The sequence below is a fragment of the Roseburia porci genome (assembly GCF_009695765.1).
Classification (GTDB): domain Bacteria; phylum Bacillota; class Clostridia; order Lachnospirales; family Lachnospiraceae; genus Roseburia; species Roseburia porci.
The window spans coordinates 117,529-135,964 of record NZ_VUNI01000004.1; the positions used below are offsets into that span (position 1 = coordinate 117,529).

At 42.8% G+C, this 18,436-nt stretch carries 17 protein-coding genes and 1 pseudogene; 15 read left to right on the plus strand and 3 right to left on the minus strand.

All coding sequences use genetic code 11. The annotated features are described in order from the left end of the window. The first annotated feature begins 9 nt into the window (after nucleotides 1–9). The 6 genes from FYJ75_RS03995 to FYJ75_RS04020 all read left to right on the plus strand — a co-directional run bounded on the left by FYJ75_RS03995 (nucleotide 10) and on the right by FYJ75_RS04020 (nucleotide 5,363). Nucleotides 10–1,164 (plus strand): ABC transporter ATP-binding protein, encoded by a 1,155-nt coding sequence (locus FYJ75_RS03995; protein WP_154429083.1) that lies wholly within the window; start codon nucleotides 10–12, stop codon nucleotides 1,162–1,164. Beyond that, nucleotides 1,154–2,155 carry an ABC transporter ATP-binding protein gene (locus FYJ75_RS04000; RefSeq protein ID WP_154429084.1) on the plus strand — a complete coding sequence of 334 codons (1,002 nt, stop codon included), beginning with the start codon at nucleotides 1,154–1,156 and terminating at the stop codon, nucleotides 2,153–2,155. Before FYJ75_RS03995 ends, FYJ75_RS04000 begins: the two co-directional genes overlap by 11 nt. A gap of 42 nt (nucleotides 2,156–2,197) precedes the next feature. Beyond that, nucleotides 2,198–2,944 carry a hypothetical protein gene (locus FYJ75_RS04005; protein ID WP_154429085.1) on the plus strand — a complete coding sequence of 249 codons (747 nt, stop codon included), beginning with the start codon at nucleotides 2,198–2,200 and terminating at the stop codon, nucleotides 2,942–2,944. A 39-nt stretch (nucleotides 2,945–2,983) separates the two neighbouring features. Beyond that, nucleotides 2,984–4,117, plus strand: a complete 1,134-nt coding sequence (locus FYJ75_RS04010) for an aldo/keto reductase (RefSeq protein WP_154429086.1) — start codon at nucleotides 2,984–2,986, stop codon at nucleotides 4,115–4,117. Between the two features lie 68 nt (nucleotides 4,118–4,185). Continuing rightward, nucleotides 4,186–4,767, plus strand: coding sequence for a hypothetical protein (locus FYJ75_RS04015; RefSeq protein ID WP_154429087.1), 582 nt, complete (start codon nucleotides 4,186–4,188; stop codon nucleotides 4,765–4,767). Between the two features lie 11 nt (nucleotides 4,768–4,778). After that, nucleotides 4,779–5,363 carry a DUF1653 domain-containing protein gene (locus FYJ75_RS04020; RefSeq protein ID WP_154429088.1) on the plus strand — a complete coding sequence of 195 codons (585 nt, stop codon included), beginning with the start codon at nucleotides 4,779–4,781 and terminating at the stop codon, nucleotides 5,361–5,363. Here the strand turns inward: FYJ75_RS04020 and FYJ75_RS04025 are convergent. Both FYJ75_RS04025 and FYJ75_RS04030 read right to left on the minus strand, forming a co-directional pair. Then, entirely contained in the window at nucleotides 5,355–5,801 is a 447-nt protein-coding gene (locus FYJ75_RS04025; RefSeq protein ID WP_328596852.1) for a CYTH domain-containing protein, read from the minus strand. The two genes, FYJ75_RS04020 and FYJ75_RS04025, sit on opposite strands and share 9 nt — an antisense overlap. Next, entirely contained in the window at nucleotides 5,801–6,367 is a 567-nt protein-coding gene (locus FYJ75_RS04030) for an alpha/beta hydrolase (protein ID WP_154429090.1), read from the minus strand. Before FYJ75_RS04030 ends, FYJ75_RS04025 begins: the two co-directional genes overlap by 1 nt. Nucleotides 6,368–6,499: 132 nt before the next feature. Between FYJ75_RS04030 and FYJ75_RS04035 the strand changes: the two genes are divergently transcribed. Continuing rightward, nucleotides 6,500–7,045, plus strand: a complete 546-nt coding sequence (locus tag FYJ75_RS04035; RefSeq protein ID WP_154429091.1) for a DJ-1 family glyoxalase III — start codon at nucleotides 6,500–6,502, stop codon at nucleotides 7,043–7,045. 92 nt (nucleotides 7,046–7,137) lie between these two features. Here FYJ75_RS04035 and FYJ75_RS04040 read toward each other — a convergent pair whose 3' ends face one another. Next, nucleotides 7,138–7,347 carry an alpha/beta-type small acid-soluble spore protein gene (locus FYJ75_RS04040; RefSeq protein ID WP_154429092.1) on the minus strand — a complete coding sequence of 70 codons (210 nt, stop codon included), beginning with the start codon at nucleotides 7,345–7,347 and terminating at the stop codon, nucleotides 7,138–7,140. Nucleotides 7,348–7,849: 502 nt separating this feature from the next. Between FYJ75_RS04040 and FYJ75_RS04045 the strand changes: the two genes are divergently transcribed. The 8 genes and pseudogenes from FYJ75_RS04045 to yihA all read left to right on the plus strand — a co-directional run. Beyond that, nucleotides 7,850–9,577 (plus strand): ABC transporter ATP-binding protein, encoded by a 1,728-nt coding sequence (locus FYJ75_RS04045; protein WP_328596854.1) that lies wholly within the window; start codon nucleotides 7,850–7,852, stop codon nucleotides 9,575–9,577. A 15-nt stretch (nucleotides 9,578–9,592) separates the two neighbouring features. Further along, nucleotides 9,593–11,383: an ABC transporter ATP-binding protein gene (locus FYJ75_RS04050; protein WP_154429093.1), complete on the plus strand. Its 1,791-nt coding sequence runs from the start codon at nucleotides 9,593–9,595 to the stop codon at nucleotides 11,381–11,383. A 27-nt stretch (nucleotides 11,384–11,410) separates the two neighbouring features. Then, nucleotides 11,411–11,797, plus strand: a complete 387-nt coding sequence (locus FYJ75_RS04055; RefSeq protein WP_154429094.1) for a hypothetical protein — start codon at nucleotides 11,411–11,413, stop codon at nucleotides 11,795–11,797. A gap of 118 nt (nucleotides 11,798–11,915) precedes the next feature. Further along, complete coding sequence (tig, locus tag FYJ75_RS04060) at nucleotides 11,916–13,256, plus strand: trigger factor (RefSeq protein WP_154429095.1); 1,341 nt, start codon at nucleotides 11,916–11,918, stop codon at nucleotides 13,254–13,256. 87 nt (nucleotides 13,257–13,343) lie between these two features. Next, entirely contained in the window at nucleotides 13,344–13,925 is a 582-nt protein-coding gene (clpP, locus tag FYJ75_RS04065) for an ATP-dependent Clp endopeptidase proteolytic subunit ClpP (protein ID WP_154429096.1), read from the plus strand. A gap of 103 nt (nucleotides 13,926–14,028) precedes the next feature. Continuing rightward, the gene (clpX, locus tag FYJ75_RS04070) at nucleotides 14,029–15,312 is read left to right on the plus strand and encodes an ATP-dependent Clp protease ATP-binding subunit ClpX (protein ID WP_154429097.1); all 1,284 of its coding nucleotides are present in this window, start codon (nucleotides 14,029–14,031) and stop codon (nucleotides 15,310–15,312) included. Between the two features lie 59 nt (nucleotides 15,313–15,371). Further along, the gene (gene lon / locus FYJ75_RS04075; protein WP_235907001.1) at nucleotides 15,372–17,645 is read left to right on the plus strand and encodes an endopeptidase La; all 2,274 of its coding nucleotides are present in this window, start codon (nucleotides 15,372–15,374) and stop codon (nucleotides 17,643–17,645) included. Between the two features lie 14 nt (nucleotides 17,646–17,659). Then, nucleotides 17,660–18,253: pseudogene (gene yihA / locus FYJ75_RS04080) on the plus strand (ribosome biogenesis GTP-binding protein YihA/YsxC); the annotation flags it as partial. Nucleotides 18,254–18,436 lie beyond the last annotated feature (183 nt).

Genomic DNA, 18,436 nt, shown 5'->3' on the forward strand with positions numbered 1-18,436 from the left:
GTGGAACAAATGTCATTAAAGAAAAAAAGCGCAAATTATATTTCAGCGAAAGAATCCCGCGAGATCTCCAAGAAGAATCGTAAGATTACAAAAGAGCTGGAGAAAAAGAGAAACCGGAAACATATTCCGGAAGAAGAATATATTACCAAGATGAAAAATCCGGAGAACTGTGTTGAGTTTGACAATGTTCATACCTATTTCTTCACAGACATCGGAACTGTAAAATCCGTAGATGGTGTATCGTTTGATGTACCACAGGGAAAGACGGTTGGTATCGTAGGAGAGTCTGGATGCGGTAAATCCGTCACCAGCCTTTCCCTGATGCAGCTGGTACAAAGACCTGCTGGACAGACCGTAGAAGGAGAAATCCGTTTTAATTCGGGAGATAAAGTGGTCAATGTGGTTAATGCTCCTGCAAGTGTTATGCAGAAACTCCGTGGTAACTATATGTCCATGATTTTCCAGGAGCCAATGACTTCTTTAAACCCGGTATTCCGTATCGGAGAGCAGATTGATGAGGTTATCGAACTTCACAATCCGGAAAAGAGCAAGGAAGAAGTAAAGGCCCGTACCATCGAACTTCTGGAGATGGTTGGCATCGCCAATAAAGAAGGTGTATATCAGATGTATCCACATGAGCTTTCCGGTGGTATGAGACAGCGTATCTGTATCGCAATGGCACTTGCATGTGATCCAAAACTGATCATCGCCGATGAGCCGACGACTGCACTTGATGTAACCATTCAGGCTCAGATTCTGGATCTGCTCCGCAACTTAAAGGATAAGATCAACAGCTCGATCATGCTGATCACCCATGACCTTGGTGTCGTTGCAGAAATGGCGGATTATGTTGTTGTAATGTATGCAGGCCGTGTTATCGAAAAAGGCACTGCAAGAGAGATTTTTAAAGATCCAAGACATCCATATACGATCGGGCTTATGAATTCGAAACCGGTTGTTGGTAAAAAAGTTGATAAACTTTACAGTATTCCGGGAAGCGTTCCAAACCCGGTTAATATGCCAGACTACTGCTATTTCAAAGATCGTTGTAATATGTGCGTAGATGCCTGTGACGGAGCATATCCATGTGAATATCATGTATCTCCAACACATGTTGTAAGCTGCTACAGATGCGCAGAAGGAGGTACAGCAAATGAGCAATAATGATAAGCTTGTTCACGATCCGGATAACATTCTCGAGGTGTCTCACTTAAAGAAATATTTCCCGATCAAAGGCGGATTTTTCGGTGGCGTTACGGGAAATGTAAAAGCCGTAGATGATGTTTCTTTTTCCATCAAAAGAGGTACCACCATGGGACTTGTAGGAGAGTCCGGATGTGGTAAATCGACAACAGGACGTACGATCCTTCGTCTTATTGATAAGACAGATGGAACTGTTTTATTTAATGGAGAAGACATCGGAACATATGATAAAAAGAAATTAAGGAAACTGCGTACAAAAATGCAGATCATCTTCCAGGATCCATATTCTTCACTTTCACCGCGTCTGCCGATCGGAGAGATCATTGGAGAGGCTGTTCGCGAGCATGGTCTTGTATCCAAAGAGGAATATGATGATTATGTAACAAAAGTCATGAAAGACTGTGGACTTCAGGAATACCATAAAGACCGTTATCCACATGAGTTTTCTGGTGGACAGAGACAGCGTATCTGTATCGCACGTGCACTTGCTCTGAACCCGGAATTCGTAGTATGTGATGAGCCTGTATCAGCACTGGATGTTTCCATTCAGGCACAGATCATTAACCTGCTCCGTGAACTTCAGGAAAAACGTAATCTGACCTATCTGTTTATCTCACATGACCTTTCGGTTGTAGAGCATATTTCAGATACCGTAGGTGTTATGTACCTGGGCGGACTTGTCGAGACTGGTAAGACAGAGGATATTTTTGCCAAGCCATTGCATCCGTATACACAGGCATTGTTCTCCGCAATTCCAATGCCGGACCCGGATTATAAGAAAGAGCGTATCATCTTAAAGGGTGATATTCCTTCACCGGCCAATCCACCAGCTGGATGTAAATTCCATACAAGATGTGAGAAGTGTATGGAGATTTGTAAAAAAGAAGATCCTAAAGCACGTGACATGGGTAATGGACATGTGGTAAAATGTCATTTGTACGATGAAAAATAATATTACGAAGTTATCGTAACATTTTTAAAAGGGATGATTCTTTTGACAGATCAATTTGACGAAGAACTGAAACTTATAAAAAAAGCCATGCAGACTGCCGACTGTGATATGTCGGTAGTACGTGCATGGCTTAAATTATATGAAAAGGTAAAAAAACAGACCGCTGCCACCAAAGACAGCTATATTCAGGCAAGGGCGAACCTGGAAGAGATCCAGAAATATGCAGCGAAGCTGGAACAGGTGGTTGTGGAAGAAGCGTGGCAGAGCAGCCGGTGCAAAGAAGAAGTTGCTGCGATTACCGGTAAACTCCGGCAGATGGATGGAAGTTATGAACATGAATTTCTTGTCAGCCCTGAAAATCAGGAATACCATCTGACATACCACTCGGTTATTGAACTTGGACAGAAGAAATGCGATAAGATTATTTTCCAGAGTGAAGTAGAGAATCTGTCGGCTTTGAATCAGGAGATACTGGGGAGAGAGACACCAGATTTTTACCATCTGGGATTTTATGAGACAGACCGCTCGGCAGAGGATCTGTCGGATCTTCCTTATTCGGAGAAAATGCGTAAGATCGGAAGTCTTTATGAAGCAGACTTTTTAAGACCGATTCGGAAGCAGTTAATTACAGCGATTACATATGCGGATCAGACCGCAGGAAGCCAGCCAAGATTTGGTGGAATTTTGAAACGGCATCAGGCAGATCTGCCGGCCGGATTTTACAATGAACAGGGAGAGAATAAGACTCCGGAGGAGCGTGCAGATGCAATTCTTGCACCGCTTCGCTAAAAGACTACTGGAAAACAGCCAGATAGGGAGGAAAAGAGTATGAGTGAATTAAAGGATTTGATGAAAAAGAAACTGGGGTTTGGATGTATGCGGCTTCCGGTACTTGACGGAGAGCAGGACAGGATCGATGATCAGACATTCTGTGAGATGATCGATTCCTATATGGAACAGGGCTTTCAGTATTTTGACACGGCTTATCCATATCATAAGGAACAATCAGAGGAAGCGGTAAGACGTTGTCTGGTGGAACGCTACGACAGAGATCGGTTTTTCCTTGCAGATAAAATGCCGGTATGGCTGGTGAAAAGTGAAACAGATTATGAACCGATCTTTCAGAGACAGTTAGAGCGCTGCGGAGTAGATTATTTTGATTTTTACCTGCTGCATGCACTCGATAAAGATAGGATCCTGACGATTGAAGCAAATGGTGGATTTGAATTTGCAAAGAAGATCAAAGCAGATGGAAGAGCGAAACATATCGGATTTTCTTTTCATGATTCCGCAGATGTTTTAGATGAGACATTAAGCCGTCACCCTGAGATAGAATTTGTACAGCTCCAGATCAACTATTATGACTGGGAATCGGATATCGTACAGTCACGTAAATGCTATGAAACAGCAGTAAAATATGGAATCCCTGTGATCGTAATGGAACCGGTGAAAGGTGGAACACTTGCGAACCTGATCGGCAGATCCGCAGAAGTATTAAAAGAGCTGGATGAGCAGGCGTCCTTTGCATCGTATGCAATCCGTTTTGCGGCATCGCTTGATCAGGTCATGCTGGTGCTCAGTGGAATGTCCACAAAGGAGCAGCTTGCAGATAATACTTCATACATGAAGGATTTTGTGCCACTTTCGGATAAAGAGAAGCATGCGATCGTGCGTGTCCGTGAAGAACTGGATAAGCTTCCAACGATTCCATGTACGTCCTGCCAGTATTGTGTGGATGGATGTCCGAAGAAGATCGTGATTCCGGATGTATTTTCTGCATATAATATGTCGGTACAGTTTGGAGTGAATGCAATTTCCAGAGGAAAATATCATGATGCAGTAACGGATCATGGAAAGGCCAGCGACTGTATCCGGTGTGGAAAATGTGAAGGGCATTGCCCGCAGCATCTTCCGATTCGTGATCTGCTTGTGGACGCGGCACGCACATTTGAACAATTATAAATTTACTGTACGCAAACAGGTAAATCGGCTACAATAGATATGAAAAAGTTGTAAAAGGGGGAAAATCCATGGGTGGATTGATCTGGGTTATTATTATCATTGCGTTTATTGTTAATATCAACAAGAAAAAAGCAGAAAATGCCCAAAGAACGAATAAAAAGAATACATATTCAGGAACGACACAGACTAATATCAACAATCAGACGTATACAGCGAATCAGGCTTATACCAATAAGCAGACTTATACGGAAAAACGGACTCCGGCGTATACAAGTCCTTCACAGGAGGAACTGAAGGCGAAGCTGACGGCAAAGTATGGAGAAAGACTGAATCATCAGACCGCACAGAAAGCTGCGACAACAGGCACAAAGCAGGAGACGAAGGCTCCGGATATTCTGGCAAAAGCAAATCAGAATGCAAACCAGTATGTGGAGGATGAACTTCATGAGGCACAGTGTGGTAAGGAACTGACGAGTGCTCCGTTACACGCAGAAGCAAAGAAAGAAGCCAGCGTGGATATGGAAAGCTCTTCTCTGATGAAAGATATTGAGGATTTAATGGTTACCGGCTATCAGGTCAATCTTGAATTCGGAAGAGACTTCCTCGGTGAAGCAATGGATATGCTGAATTCTTATACTATGACAGAATAAGGAGACATAATATGGAACGAGTACCAAAGAATGGGGAGATTTATCGCCATTTTAAGAATAAACTATATCAGATCATCGGAATTGCAACACATTCCGAGACGAAGGAACCGCTTGTGATCTATCAGGCATTGTATGGTGGTTTTGGCATGTATGCAAGACCACTCGCCATGTTTGTCAGTGAAGTGGATCATAACAAATATCCAGACGTGAAACAGAAATATCGTTTTACAAGAATGGAAATGAATGCAGATGGAACGTGGCATTGCGTGGAAGAAGAGGACAATACCGTAATATTGGAAGTACAGTCTGATTCAAAGAACGTTGCTAAACAACAGGAAACCGGAATCCAGGCAGAGAATCCGGACGAAGAACGCCCGGATCCAAAACTGATGGAATATCTGGATGCGGAAACTTTTGATGAGAAATACAATGTGCTGGTATCCATGAGAGACTGCATTACCGACAAACTGGTTGATGATATTGCAGTCGTTATGGATGTTGTCATTCCGGAGGGGGATCTTATGAATCGTTATGATGCCCTGAAAATGGCGCTCCGCACGAAACAGAAATATGAATCGGCAAACCGTTTACGCTAGTTTGGAAAGGTTGCTGTTGTGATATTTTCCGGAATTGGTGACATCTTCTCCAAACCAGTCTGGTGCGGTAAATGCCTCGGCTGCTTCGACGGAATCAAATTCTACTTCAACGAGCAGAAGAGGTGCAAGGGAACCTTCAAAAACATCAAGTTCAGCGGTAAGTCCGTCTTTTAAGGGAATCAGATAACGGCTTTTTTCAATCAGAAGACCATCGATCTTCGTTACCATGTGTTCAAAGGATTCCTTGTTTAACGGAAGGTTGTATTCTTCACGGACCATCATGCCTTTCCCTTTATAGGTCAGATAATACTCGTCGTTGGATCTCCGGATCCGCACGACGGGATTCGTATTTAAATAACCCTGTGCAATTTTTTTGCATGGATAAGACTCCAAGTTTTCCGGAGTCTTTTTTACTAAAAATTTACGTTCAATTTCCACTATTTGTTCCTCCATGTAAGTATATATTCTTTTGAAATTTTCATTACATCCTTTAAAATCTTTAGATTCTGCATGGTGTCCGGAGTTTCCAGTGAATGATTGGCGTCGTCATAGGTATAGATGGGAACCGTCTGCTTTTGACTGGTAAGAATGACTTTTTCTACATCACTCCAGGGATCTTTTTTACCGATAAAAGCGATACTGTCCGTTGGTGCAAAAAGGTAAGTCTGCTCCAGTGGTGTATACAGGATCTGATGGCATGGAACCGAATGCTTCTTGGCATATGCGCTGGAAATGATTGTTCCCACGCTTTTTGAGAGAAAAAGAATATCATCGTAGCTGCTCCAGTCAACGGCGGAGAGTGATGTTTCGGCCTGCTCATACAGACTGTCAAACGCTTCCTGCATTTTGACGGCATTGCCACGGATATTTCCACCGGAAAATGTATATTGTAATGGAATAGCGGTTTCATAACCAAGTTCTGCTGCAAGCTTACGACTGTAATATAACAGTGGTTTGTCGCAGTGATAACCGATTCCCGGAAAAATCACAACTAATTTCTTCATACGATTTGAATCCCCTTTCATGATGTAACTGTTCATTTTTGCTTTTGCGTACATTATATATTATCTGGAAATTTGACGCAAATTGCCTTATACTGTGAATAGCAATTAATCAGAGGCAGGAGGGTTTAAAGAATGAGTAAAATAGGAATTTTTATGGCAGATGGCTGTGAGGAAATCGAAGGACTTACGGTTGTGGATATTGTGAGAAGAGCGGGAATTGATATTACAACGATATCGATCAGTGATAAAAACGAAGTTGCCGGTGCACATGGAATCACATTTCTTGCGGATGCAAAAAAGGATGAGGTGGACTTTTCCACACTGGATGGCATCGTACTTCCGGGTGGAATGCCGGGAACAACAAATCTTGGCGCAGATGAGACCGTGGATAAAGTGATCCGTGAGTTTGCAGCAGGTGGAAAACTGGTTGCCGCAATCTGTGCAGCTCCAAGTGTATTGGGACAGGCAGGAATCTTAAATGGAAAACATGCGACAAGTTATCCCGGATTTGAACCAAAGCTGACAGGCGCAGTTACTTCTGAGGATTCGGTTGTACAGGATGGCAATGTGATCACAAGCCGTGGAATGGGAACAGCAATCGCATTTGCACTTGAGATTGTAAGCTATTTCACAGACAAAAAGACAGCAGACAAGCTTGCAGAGAGCATTATTTATTAAAGCGTATCCAAAAATCAATCGGAAAAAGAGACTCCCGGCATTTACGAAACTGCGTATGCAGATCCATAAATGTTCTGGGAGTCTCTGCTTTTTTATTTCATCTGTTCTTCCTGCTTCATGATCATTTTTTTGACCATTTCACCACCGATAGAACCAGCCTGTTTGGAAGTAAGATCTCCGTTGTAACCGTCTTTTAAAGGTACTCCGATCTCACTTGCAACCTCTTCTTTGAAACGCTTCATAGCGTCCTTTGCTTCAGGTACTGCCATGTTGTTTGAACTTGTATTGTTTGATCCACTCATGTGTTTCACCTCCTTTACAAAACATATTCTGCCCATTGCAGGAAAAAATATGAGAAAAGAACCATTGACAATTATTGGAAGTTATGATTTACTTGATTAGTAAACAAAAATAAAGAAAGAGAGGTAAAATTATGATGAAGTTTACGAATTACAAATTTAATCAAGTGAACAACAAGAATCGTGAAATTACCTCGGTGTCATTATTTTTATAGTTATTTTTTCATAGACTATATCAGATAGGATTTTGCAGACCCTGGCAGTTTCATTGGATGCCATGGTCTTTTTTATTGCAAAAGGCAATTTCTCATACGGTGAAGAATGGATGTCTTCGTGTGTGTACACGTATGGGAATTTGCGCTTTGCGGCTCCTGTGGCAGAAGATGAAGTTTTGCCACAGGAGCTTTTTGTTTTTCCGAAAAGTTCTTCAGGGTTGCGGCTGACGGGAAGGGGAATACCAAAATCCAATGACAGCGGGGCCAGACCTGAAAGGAGGAAGTTAGAAGTGAAAAAAATCAGTTCATATATCGCCCGATACTGGTATTATTATCTGTTTGCAATTGCCTGTATGGTTACGGCAATCGCACTCGATATGATGTATCCGATGATCACAAAACGGATCGTAAATGAAGTTTTTGTTGGAGGAAACATGGAGATTCTTCCAACATTACTGCTTACGATCGTACTGATCGGTATCGGACGGAGTGTGTTTGGATATTATAAAGAATTTACATTTGATAAAGCGAGTTCAAAGATTGGTGCCGAGATGCGAAAGGATCTTTTCTGTCATATCCAGGGATTGTCCATGGATTATTTTGGAAAAACCAATACCGGAGAACTCATGGCGCGCGTGAAGGATGATATCGATCATATCTGGAATGCGCTGGGATATGTCGGAATGCTGATCATTGAGGTCATCATTCATGTTGCCAGTGTGCTCTACTGTATGTTTACACTGGACTGGAAACTGACATTTATTCCGCTTGCATTTATGATACTCTGCGGAGCGGTTGCAATCATCATGGAACGGAAGCTGGATGCGGTTTATGAGGAAATCAGTGAGGAAAATGCGAATCTGACCACTGTTGCAGAGGAAAATCTTGCGGGTGTGCGTACGGTTAAAGCTTTTGCAAGGGAAGAATTTGAGATTGAAAAATTCCTTTCGCATAACAAACGCTATTACGATCTGAACATCCGCCAGTCAAAAACACTGGTGCGTTATTATCCGATCTTCCAGTTTGTATCTGTTTTACTTCCGGTGACGATGACGATATGTGGCGGACTGGAAGTGATGAAAGGACAGATGGATATCGGATCACTGGTGGCATATGTGGAATACAGCAGAAACTGTACATGGCCGATGGAGATGCTTGGATGGCTGACCAATGACCTTTCCAGTGCAATTGCATCCAGAAAGAAAATCGCCAGAATCTACGAGAATACATCACACGTTCTGGAGAAGGAAACACCCGTGGAACTGGATCATGTAGATGGTAATATCTGCTTTGACCACGTGTCTTTTTCCATTGAAGGAAATCAGATCCTGGATGATATCAGCTTTGAACTTGAGCCTGGAAAAACCCTTGGTATCATGGGGGCGACCGGCTCCGGTAAATCATCCATCGTGAATCTTTTACAGCGTTTTTACGATACGGACAAAGGAAGCGTATCCATCGATCATGTCGATGTGAAGAATCTGAAACTGGAACAGATCCGAAGCAATATTTCCGTTGTTATGCAGGATGTATTCCTTTTTTCTGACACGATCGAGGAAAATATCAAAATGGGTCAGAGAAAAACGCTTCCGATCGAGGAAATCCGAAATGCCGCAGATCATGCCCAGGCAAGCGGTTTTATTGAGAAAATGGAAGAGCAGTATGAGACGGTTGTCGGAGAACGCGGAGTCGGACTTTCCGGCGGACAGAAACAAAGAATCAGTATTGCACGTGCACTTGCAAAGCATTCACCGATACTGGTGCTGGATGATTCTACTTCGGCGCTTGACATGGAAACCGAACATGAGATCCAGAAAACATTGAACGAATTAAAGGGAACTACGAAAATGATCATTGCACACCGTATTTCCGCAGTACGTCATGCGGATGAGATCATTTATCTTGAAAACGGTAAGATCGCTGAGCGTGGAACCCATGAAGAGCTGCTTGCAAAGAAGGGACTGTATTATGAAACCTACATGGCACAATATGGTTCGGCAATGCAGCTGTCATCATAGAATGGAGGTGTCAGTATGGCAGTCAACTCATTTCGAGAAGACGAACAAATGGAAAATGGCGAAAAGAAGCAGATCATCATCCGCCTCTTTTCCTATCTGAAAGACCATAAAAAGGGCGTTTTGGGTGTTTTGATATGCATGGCAGTCACAGTTGCCATTTCGCTTGTCAATCCGCTTATTATAGAAAATGCCATTGACCAGCACATCAGTGTTGGTGACTGGAACGGGCTTGTGAAAATTGGTATTTTTGCACTCGTTTTGAATGTGATCTATATGATCATGGTAAAAATACGTATGTATGTGATGTCTGTAATTTCCAATCAGATCTTATTAAAGATCCGTCAGGAATTATATGAACATATCCAGCTGCTGTCTTTTTCTTTTTTTGACAGCAGACCAACCGGTAAGATTCTTGCAAGAATTATCGGGGATGTCAATTCATTAAAGGATGTGCTGACCAATGCGGTTACAACGCTGATCCCGGATTTTATCACGGTGCTTGGTGTTGTGGTCATTATGTTGGTCAAAGACTGGAAACTTGCGATAGCGTCTCTTTGCACGATCCCGCTTATGATCGCCGGAATTTTTATCATTCAAAGAACTGCGCATAAGCGTTGGCAGATCTTCCGCAAGAAATCATCGAACCTGAATGCATATGTGCATGAGGATATTGCGGGAATCGGTGTTGTGCAGAGCTTCCGCGCTGAAAATGAGACAAGAGAAGTATTTGAGGAACTTACAGATGAACATCAGAAAGCTTTTGTGGCAGCCTGCCGCAGAGCGGATATGTTTGGACCGACGGTAGATTTCTGCTGGGGAGTCGGAACTATGATGCTTTATCTGATCGGTGTGAAATTCATCGGAGCGCCGGCTGTATCGGTCGGACTTCTTGTGGCTTTTGGAACGTATATCAATATGTTCTGGAATCCGATCATGAATCTGAGTAACTTTTATAATCAGCTGGTGACAAACCTTTCCGCAGCTGAACGAATCTTTGATATTCTTGACACGAAACCGGATATTCAGGATGAATCAGATGTGGAAGAACTTCCGGAAGTAGAGGGAAAAGTGGAGTTTTCCCATGTATCCTTCACCTATGATAAGGGAACACCGGCAGAGACAAAGGTTCTTTCCGATGTGAACTTTACCATCCAGCCGGGAGAAACGATTGCCCTTGTTGGCCCGACCGGCGCAGGAAAAACGACAATCGTAAATCTGATCAGCCGTTTTTATGACATCGAGGATGGTCATATTTATATCGACGGACATGATCTGAAGAAGGTGTCGATCCACAGTCTGCGAAGACAGATGGGTGTTATGACGCAGGATAATTTTATTTTCCATGGAACTGTACGGGAGAATATTTTATATGGTAAAATGGATGCAACTGAGGAAGAAATGATCGCTGCAGCGAAAGCCGTGAATGCGCATGACTTTATCATGAAAATGGAAAAAGGTTATGATACCGAACTGAAGGAACGTGGCGCAGGTCTTTCTATCGGACAGAGACAGCTGATCGCTTTTGCGAGAACAATGATCTCGATGCCGAAGATCCTGATCCTGGATGAGGCAACTTCCAGCATCGATACGCATACAGAGATTCTTGTACAGCATGGAATTGAGGCACTTCTGGCCGGAAGAACGAGCTTTGTAATTGCACACCGTCTGTCAACCATCCAGAATGCAGATCGTATTTTTGTAATTGATAATGGCGGTATTGTAGAGCAGGGAAGTCCGAAGGAACTGCTTGCCAGACGCGGTGCATATTATGAGCTGTATATGGCACAGTTTGCCGATGTGGTATAGATAAAATACAAGAGGGAGAGAACACAGATGGGATTTGAATATATCCGGAAATTAATGACAGTGCCGGATGCCGATAGTGCATCCCGCATAAAAGAAAAACTGCTTGCAGAGCACATCGAGGTTTACTCCAGGTCTGCGGAAGGTGACGCATATAAGCTGGTGGATTCTGAGGAAAACTGTCTGGATCATGAAATTTATGTGACAGCAGCAGATCATGCGTATGCATCTGAAATTGCAGCTGGTATGGGCTATGGCAGTCTCATCTGTGAATGCCGCCCGGCGCAGGAAGAACTGACAGAAGCACAGAAGGCGGAAGCAGAATTTATGCGTAAAAGAAAGCGGACAATGATCGAAGGAATCGTGATTTTGATTGCTGCTGTGATCTTCATGTTTTTTCGTTGCTTTTTGAAATAAGCTGTGATATAATGCATGAATGACTGTAGTGGTCGTAGTATGCCCATTATTTCCTGGGACGGCCATTGAATAAGATGTACATGGTATTTCATATATATTAAGGAGGAAAATAGTAGTAATGAGTGTACAGGTTGAGAATTTAGAAAAAAACATGGCGAAACTTACAATCGAAGTTTCCGCTGAAGAATTAGAGAAAGCATTGAACGCAGCTTACCAGAAAGAGAAGAACAAGATCAGCATCCCTGGTTTCCGTAAAGGTAAAGTACCGAGAGCCATGATCGAGAAAATGTATGGTCCAGCTGTATTTTATGAAGATGCTGCCAATACATTAATGCAGGAGAATTATCCGGCAGCAGTTGAAGAGAGCGGTGTTGATATCGTTTCCCGTCCTACTGTTGATGTTGTTCAGATCGAGAAAGGAAAACCTTTCATCTTCACAGCAGAAGTTGCTGTAAGACCAGAAGTTACACTTGGCAAATACATGGGAGTAACTGTAACTAAGATCGATACATCTGTTTCTGATGAAGAAGTAGAAGAGAGCTTAGAGAAAGAAAGAAATAACAACGCAAGAACAATTACTGTAACAGATCGTCCAGTTGAAAACGGAGATACAGCAGTTATCGACTTTGAGGGATTTGTTGACGGTGTTGCATTCGAAGGTGGAAAAGGAGAGAATCATCCATTAGAGATCGGTTCCCACACATTCATCGATACATTTGAGGATCAGCTGATCGGAAAGAACACAGGAGACGAAGTTGAAGTCAATGTTACATTCCCAGAGCAGTATCAGGCAGCTGACCTTGCTGGAAAACCAGCTGTATTCAAAGTTAAGATCAATGAGATCAAGACAAAAGAACTTCCTGAATTAGACGATGAGTTCGCTCAGGATGTATCTGAGTTCGATACTTTAGCTGAGTACAAAGAAGATTTAAAGAAACGTCTTGTTGAGCAGAAAGAGAACGAAGCAAAACGCACAAAAGAGGATGAAGCAATCCAGAAGATCATTGACAAATCCAAGATGGATATCCCGGATGCAATGATCGATACACAGTGCGATACAATGATCGAAGAGTTCGCTCAGAGAATCGCTCAGAGCGGTCTTTCTATGGATCAGTACTTACAGTTCTCAGGAATGACTGTTGACAAGTTAAGAGAGCAGGTTCGTCCAGAAGCTACAACACGTATCCAGAGCAGCCTTGTTCTTGAGCAGATCGCAAAAGATGAGAACATCGAGATTACAGATGAAGATATCGATGCTGAGATCGAGAAGATGGCAAAAGCTTACGGAATGGAAGCTGACAAGTTAAAAGAGTACATGGGAGAATCTGAGAAGAAGTCCATGAAGAATGATCTTGCAATCCAGAAAGCTGTTGAGCTTGTAATGGATAATGTAAAAGAAAGAGCAAAAGCAAAATCTAAGAAAGCTGCAACAACAGAAGAAGCTGCAACAGAAGAATAATCTTTGTAGATACAAAGGAATTACTATGGACTGGCCCAGAAGATCCTGGGCCGGTCTTTTGAACTTTTATAAAGGAGGCCGAATTATATGAGTTTAGTACCTTATGTCATTGAACAGACCAGCAGAGGAGAGCGCAATTACGATATTTATTCGCGTTTATTAAAAGATAGAATTATTTTCCTTGGAGAAGAAGTAAATGAGACAACAGCAAGCCTTGTTGTTGCACAGTTACTGTTCCTGGAATCTGAAGATCCTGGAAAAGATATTCATTTATATATCAATTCTCCAGGAGGAATGGTTACAGCAGGTATGGCAATCTATGATACAATGCAGTACATCAAATGTGATGTATCTACCATCTGTATCGGTCTTGCAGCCAGCATGGGAGCTTTCCTTCTTGCAGGTGGAGCAAAGGGTAAGAGATTTGCACTTCCAAATGCAGAGATCATGATTCATCAGCCGTCCGGCGGAGCAAAGGGTCAGGCAACTGAGATTCAGATCGCAGCAGAAAATATCTTAAAGACAAAGAAGAAATTAAATGAGATTCTGGCAGCAAATACTGGCAAACCATATGAGACAGTATGTGCAGATACAGAACGAGATAACTATATGTCTGCAGAAGAGGCAATGGAATACGGTCTGATCGATAGTGTGATCACAAGTAGATAAAAACGAAAGTTTGCTGGAGGGTACCCCGCTTTTTGCGGGATGCCCTCAAACCGTATATATATCATCCTCTTGAAATTTAGAAAAATAGAATCTGGAGAAAATTATGGCAGGAAAAAATGATGGAAAAATCCGCTGCTCTTTTTGCGGAAAAACACAGGATCAGGTTCACAGACTGATCTCTGGACCAAATGGTGCATTCATCTGTGATGAATGTATTGATATCTGTGCTGAGATTATCGACGAAGAGAATATGGGGGATCATACAGAGGAAAAAGCATCTGCACAGGAGCAGATTAATCTGTTAAAACCGGAAGAACTGAAAGCATTTCTGGATGATTATGTCATTGGACAGGATCAGGCGAAGAAGGTATTATCCGTAGCAGTATATAATCATTACAAACGTGTACTGGCCGGTGGTGACCTTGGAGTAGAATTGCAGAAGAGTAATATTCTTATGCTTGGACCAACAGGTTCCGGTAAGACACTGCTTGCACAGACACTTGCAAGAGTGATCAATGTTCCGTTTGCAATTGCAGATGCAACAACGCTGACTGAGGCAGGATATGTCGGAGAGGACGTAGAGAATATCCTTCTGAAACTGATCCAGGCAGCAGATTATGATATTGAACGTGCACAGCACGGAATTATTTATATTGACGAGATTGACAAGATTACCAAAAAATCCGAGAATGTATCGATCACACGTGATGTTTCCGGTGAAGGTGTACAGCAGGCACTTTTAAAGATTCTTGAGGGAACGGTAGCATCTGTTCCACCACAGGGAGGAAGAAAGCATCCTCAGCAGGAGCTGATCCCAATCGATACGACCAATATCCTGTTCATCTGTGGTGGTGCATTTGATGGACTGGAGAAGATCGTAGAGACGCGTATGGATTCCAAATCAATCGGTTTTGGCGGATCTGTCAAAGAGAAGAGCGAGATGAATGTCGGAGAAGCATTTAAACATGCACTTCCTCAGGATTTTGTAAAATTCGGACTGATTCCGGAATTTATCGGACGTGTACCGATTACCGTATCTTTGGACAATCTGGATCGTGATGCGCTGATCCGTATTTTGCAGGAGCCAAAGAACTCACTCGTAAAACAGTATACAAAACTGTTTGAATTAGATGGTGTAGGTCTCGAATTTGATGAAAAGGCAATTGAAGCAATTGCAGATAAAGCTTTAGAAAGAAAGACCGGAGCACGTGGACTTCGTGCGATTATGGAAGGCGTAATGCTGGATCTGATGTATCGTATTCCTTCCGATGACAGCATTAACCGCTGCGTAATCACTCCGGAGATTGTAGAGAAGAATCTTGCGATCGACGGTGAAAAACCGGCACAAATCGAAGAAAAGAAGCAGGATGAAGAACTTGCTTCCTAAACAGGAGAACAACATTGGAGAATAACTGGACAACAATACCTGCGGTAGCACTGCGTGGAATGACAATCCTGCCCGGAATGATCGCTCATTTTGATGTGAGCCGGGAGATGTCGCTGAAGGCTGTAGAGGCAGCCATGACAGGAGAACAGAAGGTTTTTCTTGTCACACAGCGCGATGTCGAGGTGGAGAATCCAACGAAGGAAGATCTGTACGGGGTCGGGATTATTGCAGAGGTAAAGCAGGTAATTAAATTACAGAATAATATTGTGCGCATCCTTGTGGAAGGATTATCACGTGCAGTACTTTTAGACTTTACAGACCGTGCAGAATACTTAGAAGCCCGGATTGAAGCATGTGAGGAAGATGAGGAATATCTTCCGGATAACACAAAACAGGCAATGGTTGAGAGTATTCAGGAGACATTTGGACGATATGCTTCTGTGAATAACAGACTGAGTGCAGAAATCAAACGGCAGGTAATGGAGATTCAGGAACTGGATAAACTGATGGATTATATATCCAACAATCTTCCGGTTCGTTACGAAGAAAAACAGAAGATTCTCGAAGCGGTCGGAGTATCCGAACGCTATCAGGTGCTTCTGACACTGCTTTTAAATGAAATCGAAGTTAATGCAATCAAAAATGAATTTCAGGCAAAAGTGAAGCAGCGGGTCGATAAACATCAGAAAGAATATCTTTTAAGGGAACAGATGGCAGTGATCCGCGAAGAGCTTGGAGAAGACCATACGGAATCGGACGCAGATTCTTATATGGAATCTTTAAAGAAGTTAAAGGCTTCAAAAGAAGTAAAGGATAAGATCAAAAAAGAAATCGAACGTTTTAAAACAATCAGTTCGAATTCCTCAGAAAGTGCGGTCGCGCGTGGATATATCGAAACCCTTTTAGAACTTCCGTGGAAAAAGAGTTCCAAAGATAACACCGATCTTGCATATGCCGGGCAGGTATTAAATGAAGATCATTATGGACTGGACAAGGTAAAAGAGCGTATGCTGGAATTCCTTGCAGTACGTAATCTTACAAGCAAGGGAGAGAGTCCGATCATCTGTCTGGTAGGACCGCCAGGAACCGGAAAAACAAGTATTGCACGTTCCGTGGCAAAAGCACTGAATAAGGAATATGTACGGATCTGCCTTGGTGGAGTGCGTGATGAAGCAGAGATCCGAGGACACAGAAGAACCTATGTCGGAGCAATGCCTGGAAGAATTATCAATGGACTGAAAACAGCGGGAGTGAATAATCCGCTGATGCTTTTAGATGAGATCGATAAGGTCAGCAGTGATTATAAAGGTGATACCTCATCGGCACTTCTTGAAGTACTGGATTCCGAACAGAACAATAAATTCCGGGATCATTATGTAGAACTTCCAGTGGATCTGTCCGAGGTATTATTCATTGCGACAGCAAACTCGGTTTCTGATATACCAAAGCCACTGCTTGACCGTATGGAGCTGATTGAAGTCACAAGCTATACGGAGAATGAGAAGCTTCACATTGCCAAAGAACATCTCCTTGCAAAGCAGATGGAGAAGAACGGAATCGATGAAAGCAAGCTTCAGATCAGTGATCAGGCACTTGCAATGGTCATCCGTTCTTATACAAGAGAGGCCGGCGTACGAGGATTAGAGCGTAAACTGGGCGAAATCTGTCGAAAGGTTGCACGCGAGGTGTACGAGGATAAGAATCGTAAAGTCAGGGTAACATGTCAGAATCTGGAGCGTTATCTTGGCAAAGCAAAGTACAGCTATGATATGAAGAATGAAGAGGATGAAATCGGAATCGTGCGTGGACTGGCATGGACGAGTGTTGGCGGTGTGACTCTTGAAATCGAAGTCAATATCATGCCTGGAACCGGTCAGTTCCAGCTGACCGGTCAGCTTGGTGATGTCATGAAAGAGTCTGCACAGGCTGGAATCAGCTATATCCGATCTATCAGCGATTCCTATCATATTCCAAAAGAATTCTTTAAGGAGAATGATATTCATATCCATATTCCGGAAGGAGCAGTTCCAAAGGATGGTCCATCCGCTGGAATTACAATGGCAACTGCAATGCTTTCAGCAATCACAAAGACAAAAGTGCGGGCAGATGTTGCAATGACCGGAGAGATTACGCTTCGCGGAAGAGTACTTCCAATCGGAGGACTCAAAGAGAAGATCCTTGCTGCCAAAAATGCAGGAATCCATACGATCTGCATTCCGAAGAAGAATGAGAAGGATTTAGAGGAGATCTCATCCGAGATAAAAAAAGGACTGGAAATTATACCTGTTGAGAGACTGGAACAGGTATTAAAAATAGCATTTGTAGAATCATAAAAGGAGAAAAGCAGATGGTAATTAAAAATGTAAATCTGGAAACGGTATGTGGAATCACAAGCACGATTCCGGAAAATGATCGTTTTGAGGTTGCTTTTGCAGGCAAATCCAACGTTGGAAAATCTTCCCTCATCAATGCATTGATGAACAGGAAAGCGCTTGCACGTACCTCTGCGCAGCCGGGAAAGACACAGACCATCAATTTTTATAATATCAATGATGCCATGTATCTGGTGGATCTTCCAGGTTATGGTTATGCCAATGCCAACATTGAGATCAAGGCAAAATGGGGTAAGATGATCGAAAATTATCTTCACACCTCCAAAAAGTTAAATGGAGTGTTCCTGCTGATCGATATCCGGCATGATCCGTCGGAAAACGATCAGCTTATGTATGAATGGATGGTATCCCAGGGATTTGCTCCGATCATCATTGCCACAAAAGCGGATAAACTGAAAAGAAGCCAGCTTCCTGCACATTTGAAAGCAATTGAGGAAGTGTTAAATGTCGAACCGGGAACGATCATTATACCGTTCTCTGCGGAGACCAAACAGGGCAGGGAAGAGATCTGGGAACTGATCGATTCCCTTGTTCTTGTAGATGAGGATGGCAATCCACTCAGTGAGGAAGAGATTGCTGCATTTGGAAAGCGCAAAAAGAATACGACAAATGACGGAAATCCTTCATCGCAGGAGAATGCTGCATCAAAAAAGGAAAAGAAGCCAAGATGGAAAGCTATCGGAAAAGAGACTGGAAAACGCAAAAACAGCAGAAAAGCGGATTCTTCCAAG

Bases quoted from the DNA above. Each gene is read 5' to 3' on its own strand.
- FYJ75_RS03995 (WP_154429083.1), top strand. From the start codon at position 10: ATGTCATTAAAGAAAAAAAGCGCAAATTATATTTCAGCGAAAGAATCC.
- FYJ75_RS04000 (WP_154429084.1), top strand. From the start codon at position 1,154: ATGAGCAATAATGATAAGCTTGTTCACGATCCGGATAACATTCTCGAG.
- FYJ75_RS04010 (WP_154429086.1), top strand. From the start codon at position 2,984: ATGAGTGAATTAAAGGATTTGATGAAAAAGAAACTGGGGTTTGGATGT.
- FYJ75_RS04015 (WP_154429087.1), top strand. From the start codon at position 4,186: ATGGGTGGATTGATCTGGGTTATTATTATCATTGCGTTTATTGTTAAT.
- FYJ75_RS04020 (WP_154429088.1), top strand. From the start codon at position 4,779: ATGGAACGAGTACCAAAGAATGGGGAGATTTATCGCCATTTTAAGAAT.
- FYJ75_RS04030 (WP_154429090.1), bottom strand. From the start codon at position 6,367: ATGAAGAAATTAGTTGTGATTTTTCCGGGAATCGGTTATCACTGCGAC.
- FYJ75_RS04035 (WP_154429091.1), top strand. From the start codon at position 6,500: ATGAGTAAAATAGGAATTTTTATGGCAGATGGCTGTGAGGAAATCGAA.
- FYJ75_RS04040 (WP_154429092.1), bottom strand. From the start codon at position 7,347: ATGAGTGGATCAAACAATACAAGTTCAAACAACATGGCAGTACCTGAA.
- FYJ75_RS04050 (WP_154429093.1), top strand. From the start codon at position 9,593: ATGGCAGTCAACTCATTTCGAGAAGACGAACAAATGGAAAATGGCGAA.
- FYJ75_RS04055 (WP_154429094.1), top strand. From the start codon at position 11,411: ATGGGATTTGAATATATCCGGAAATTAATGACAGTGCCGGATGCCGAT.
- tig (WP_154429095.1), top strand. From the start codon at position 11,916: ATGAGTGTACAGGTTGAGAATTTAGAAAAAAACATGGCGAAACTTACA.
- clpP (WP_154429096.1), top strand. From the start codon at position 13,344: ATGAGTTTAGTACCTTATGTCATTGAACAGACCAGCAGAGGAGAGCGC.
- clpX (WP_154429097.1), top strand. From the start codon at position 14,029: ATGGCAGGAAAAAATGATGGAAAAATCCGCTGCTCTTTTTGCGGAAAA.
- lon (WP_235907001.1), top strand. From the start codon at position 15,372: ATGACAATCCTGCCCGGAATGATCGCTCATTTTGATGTGAGCCGGGAG.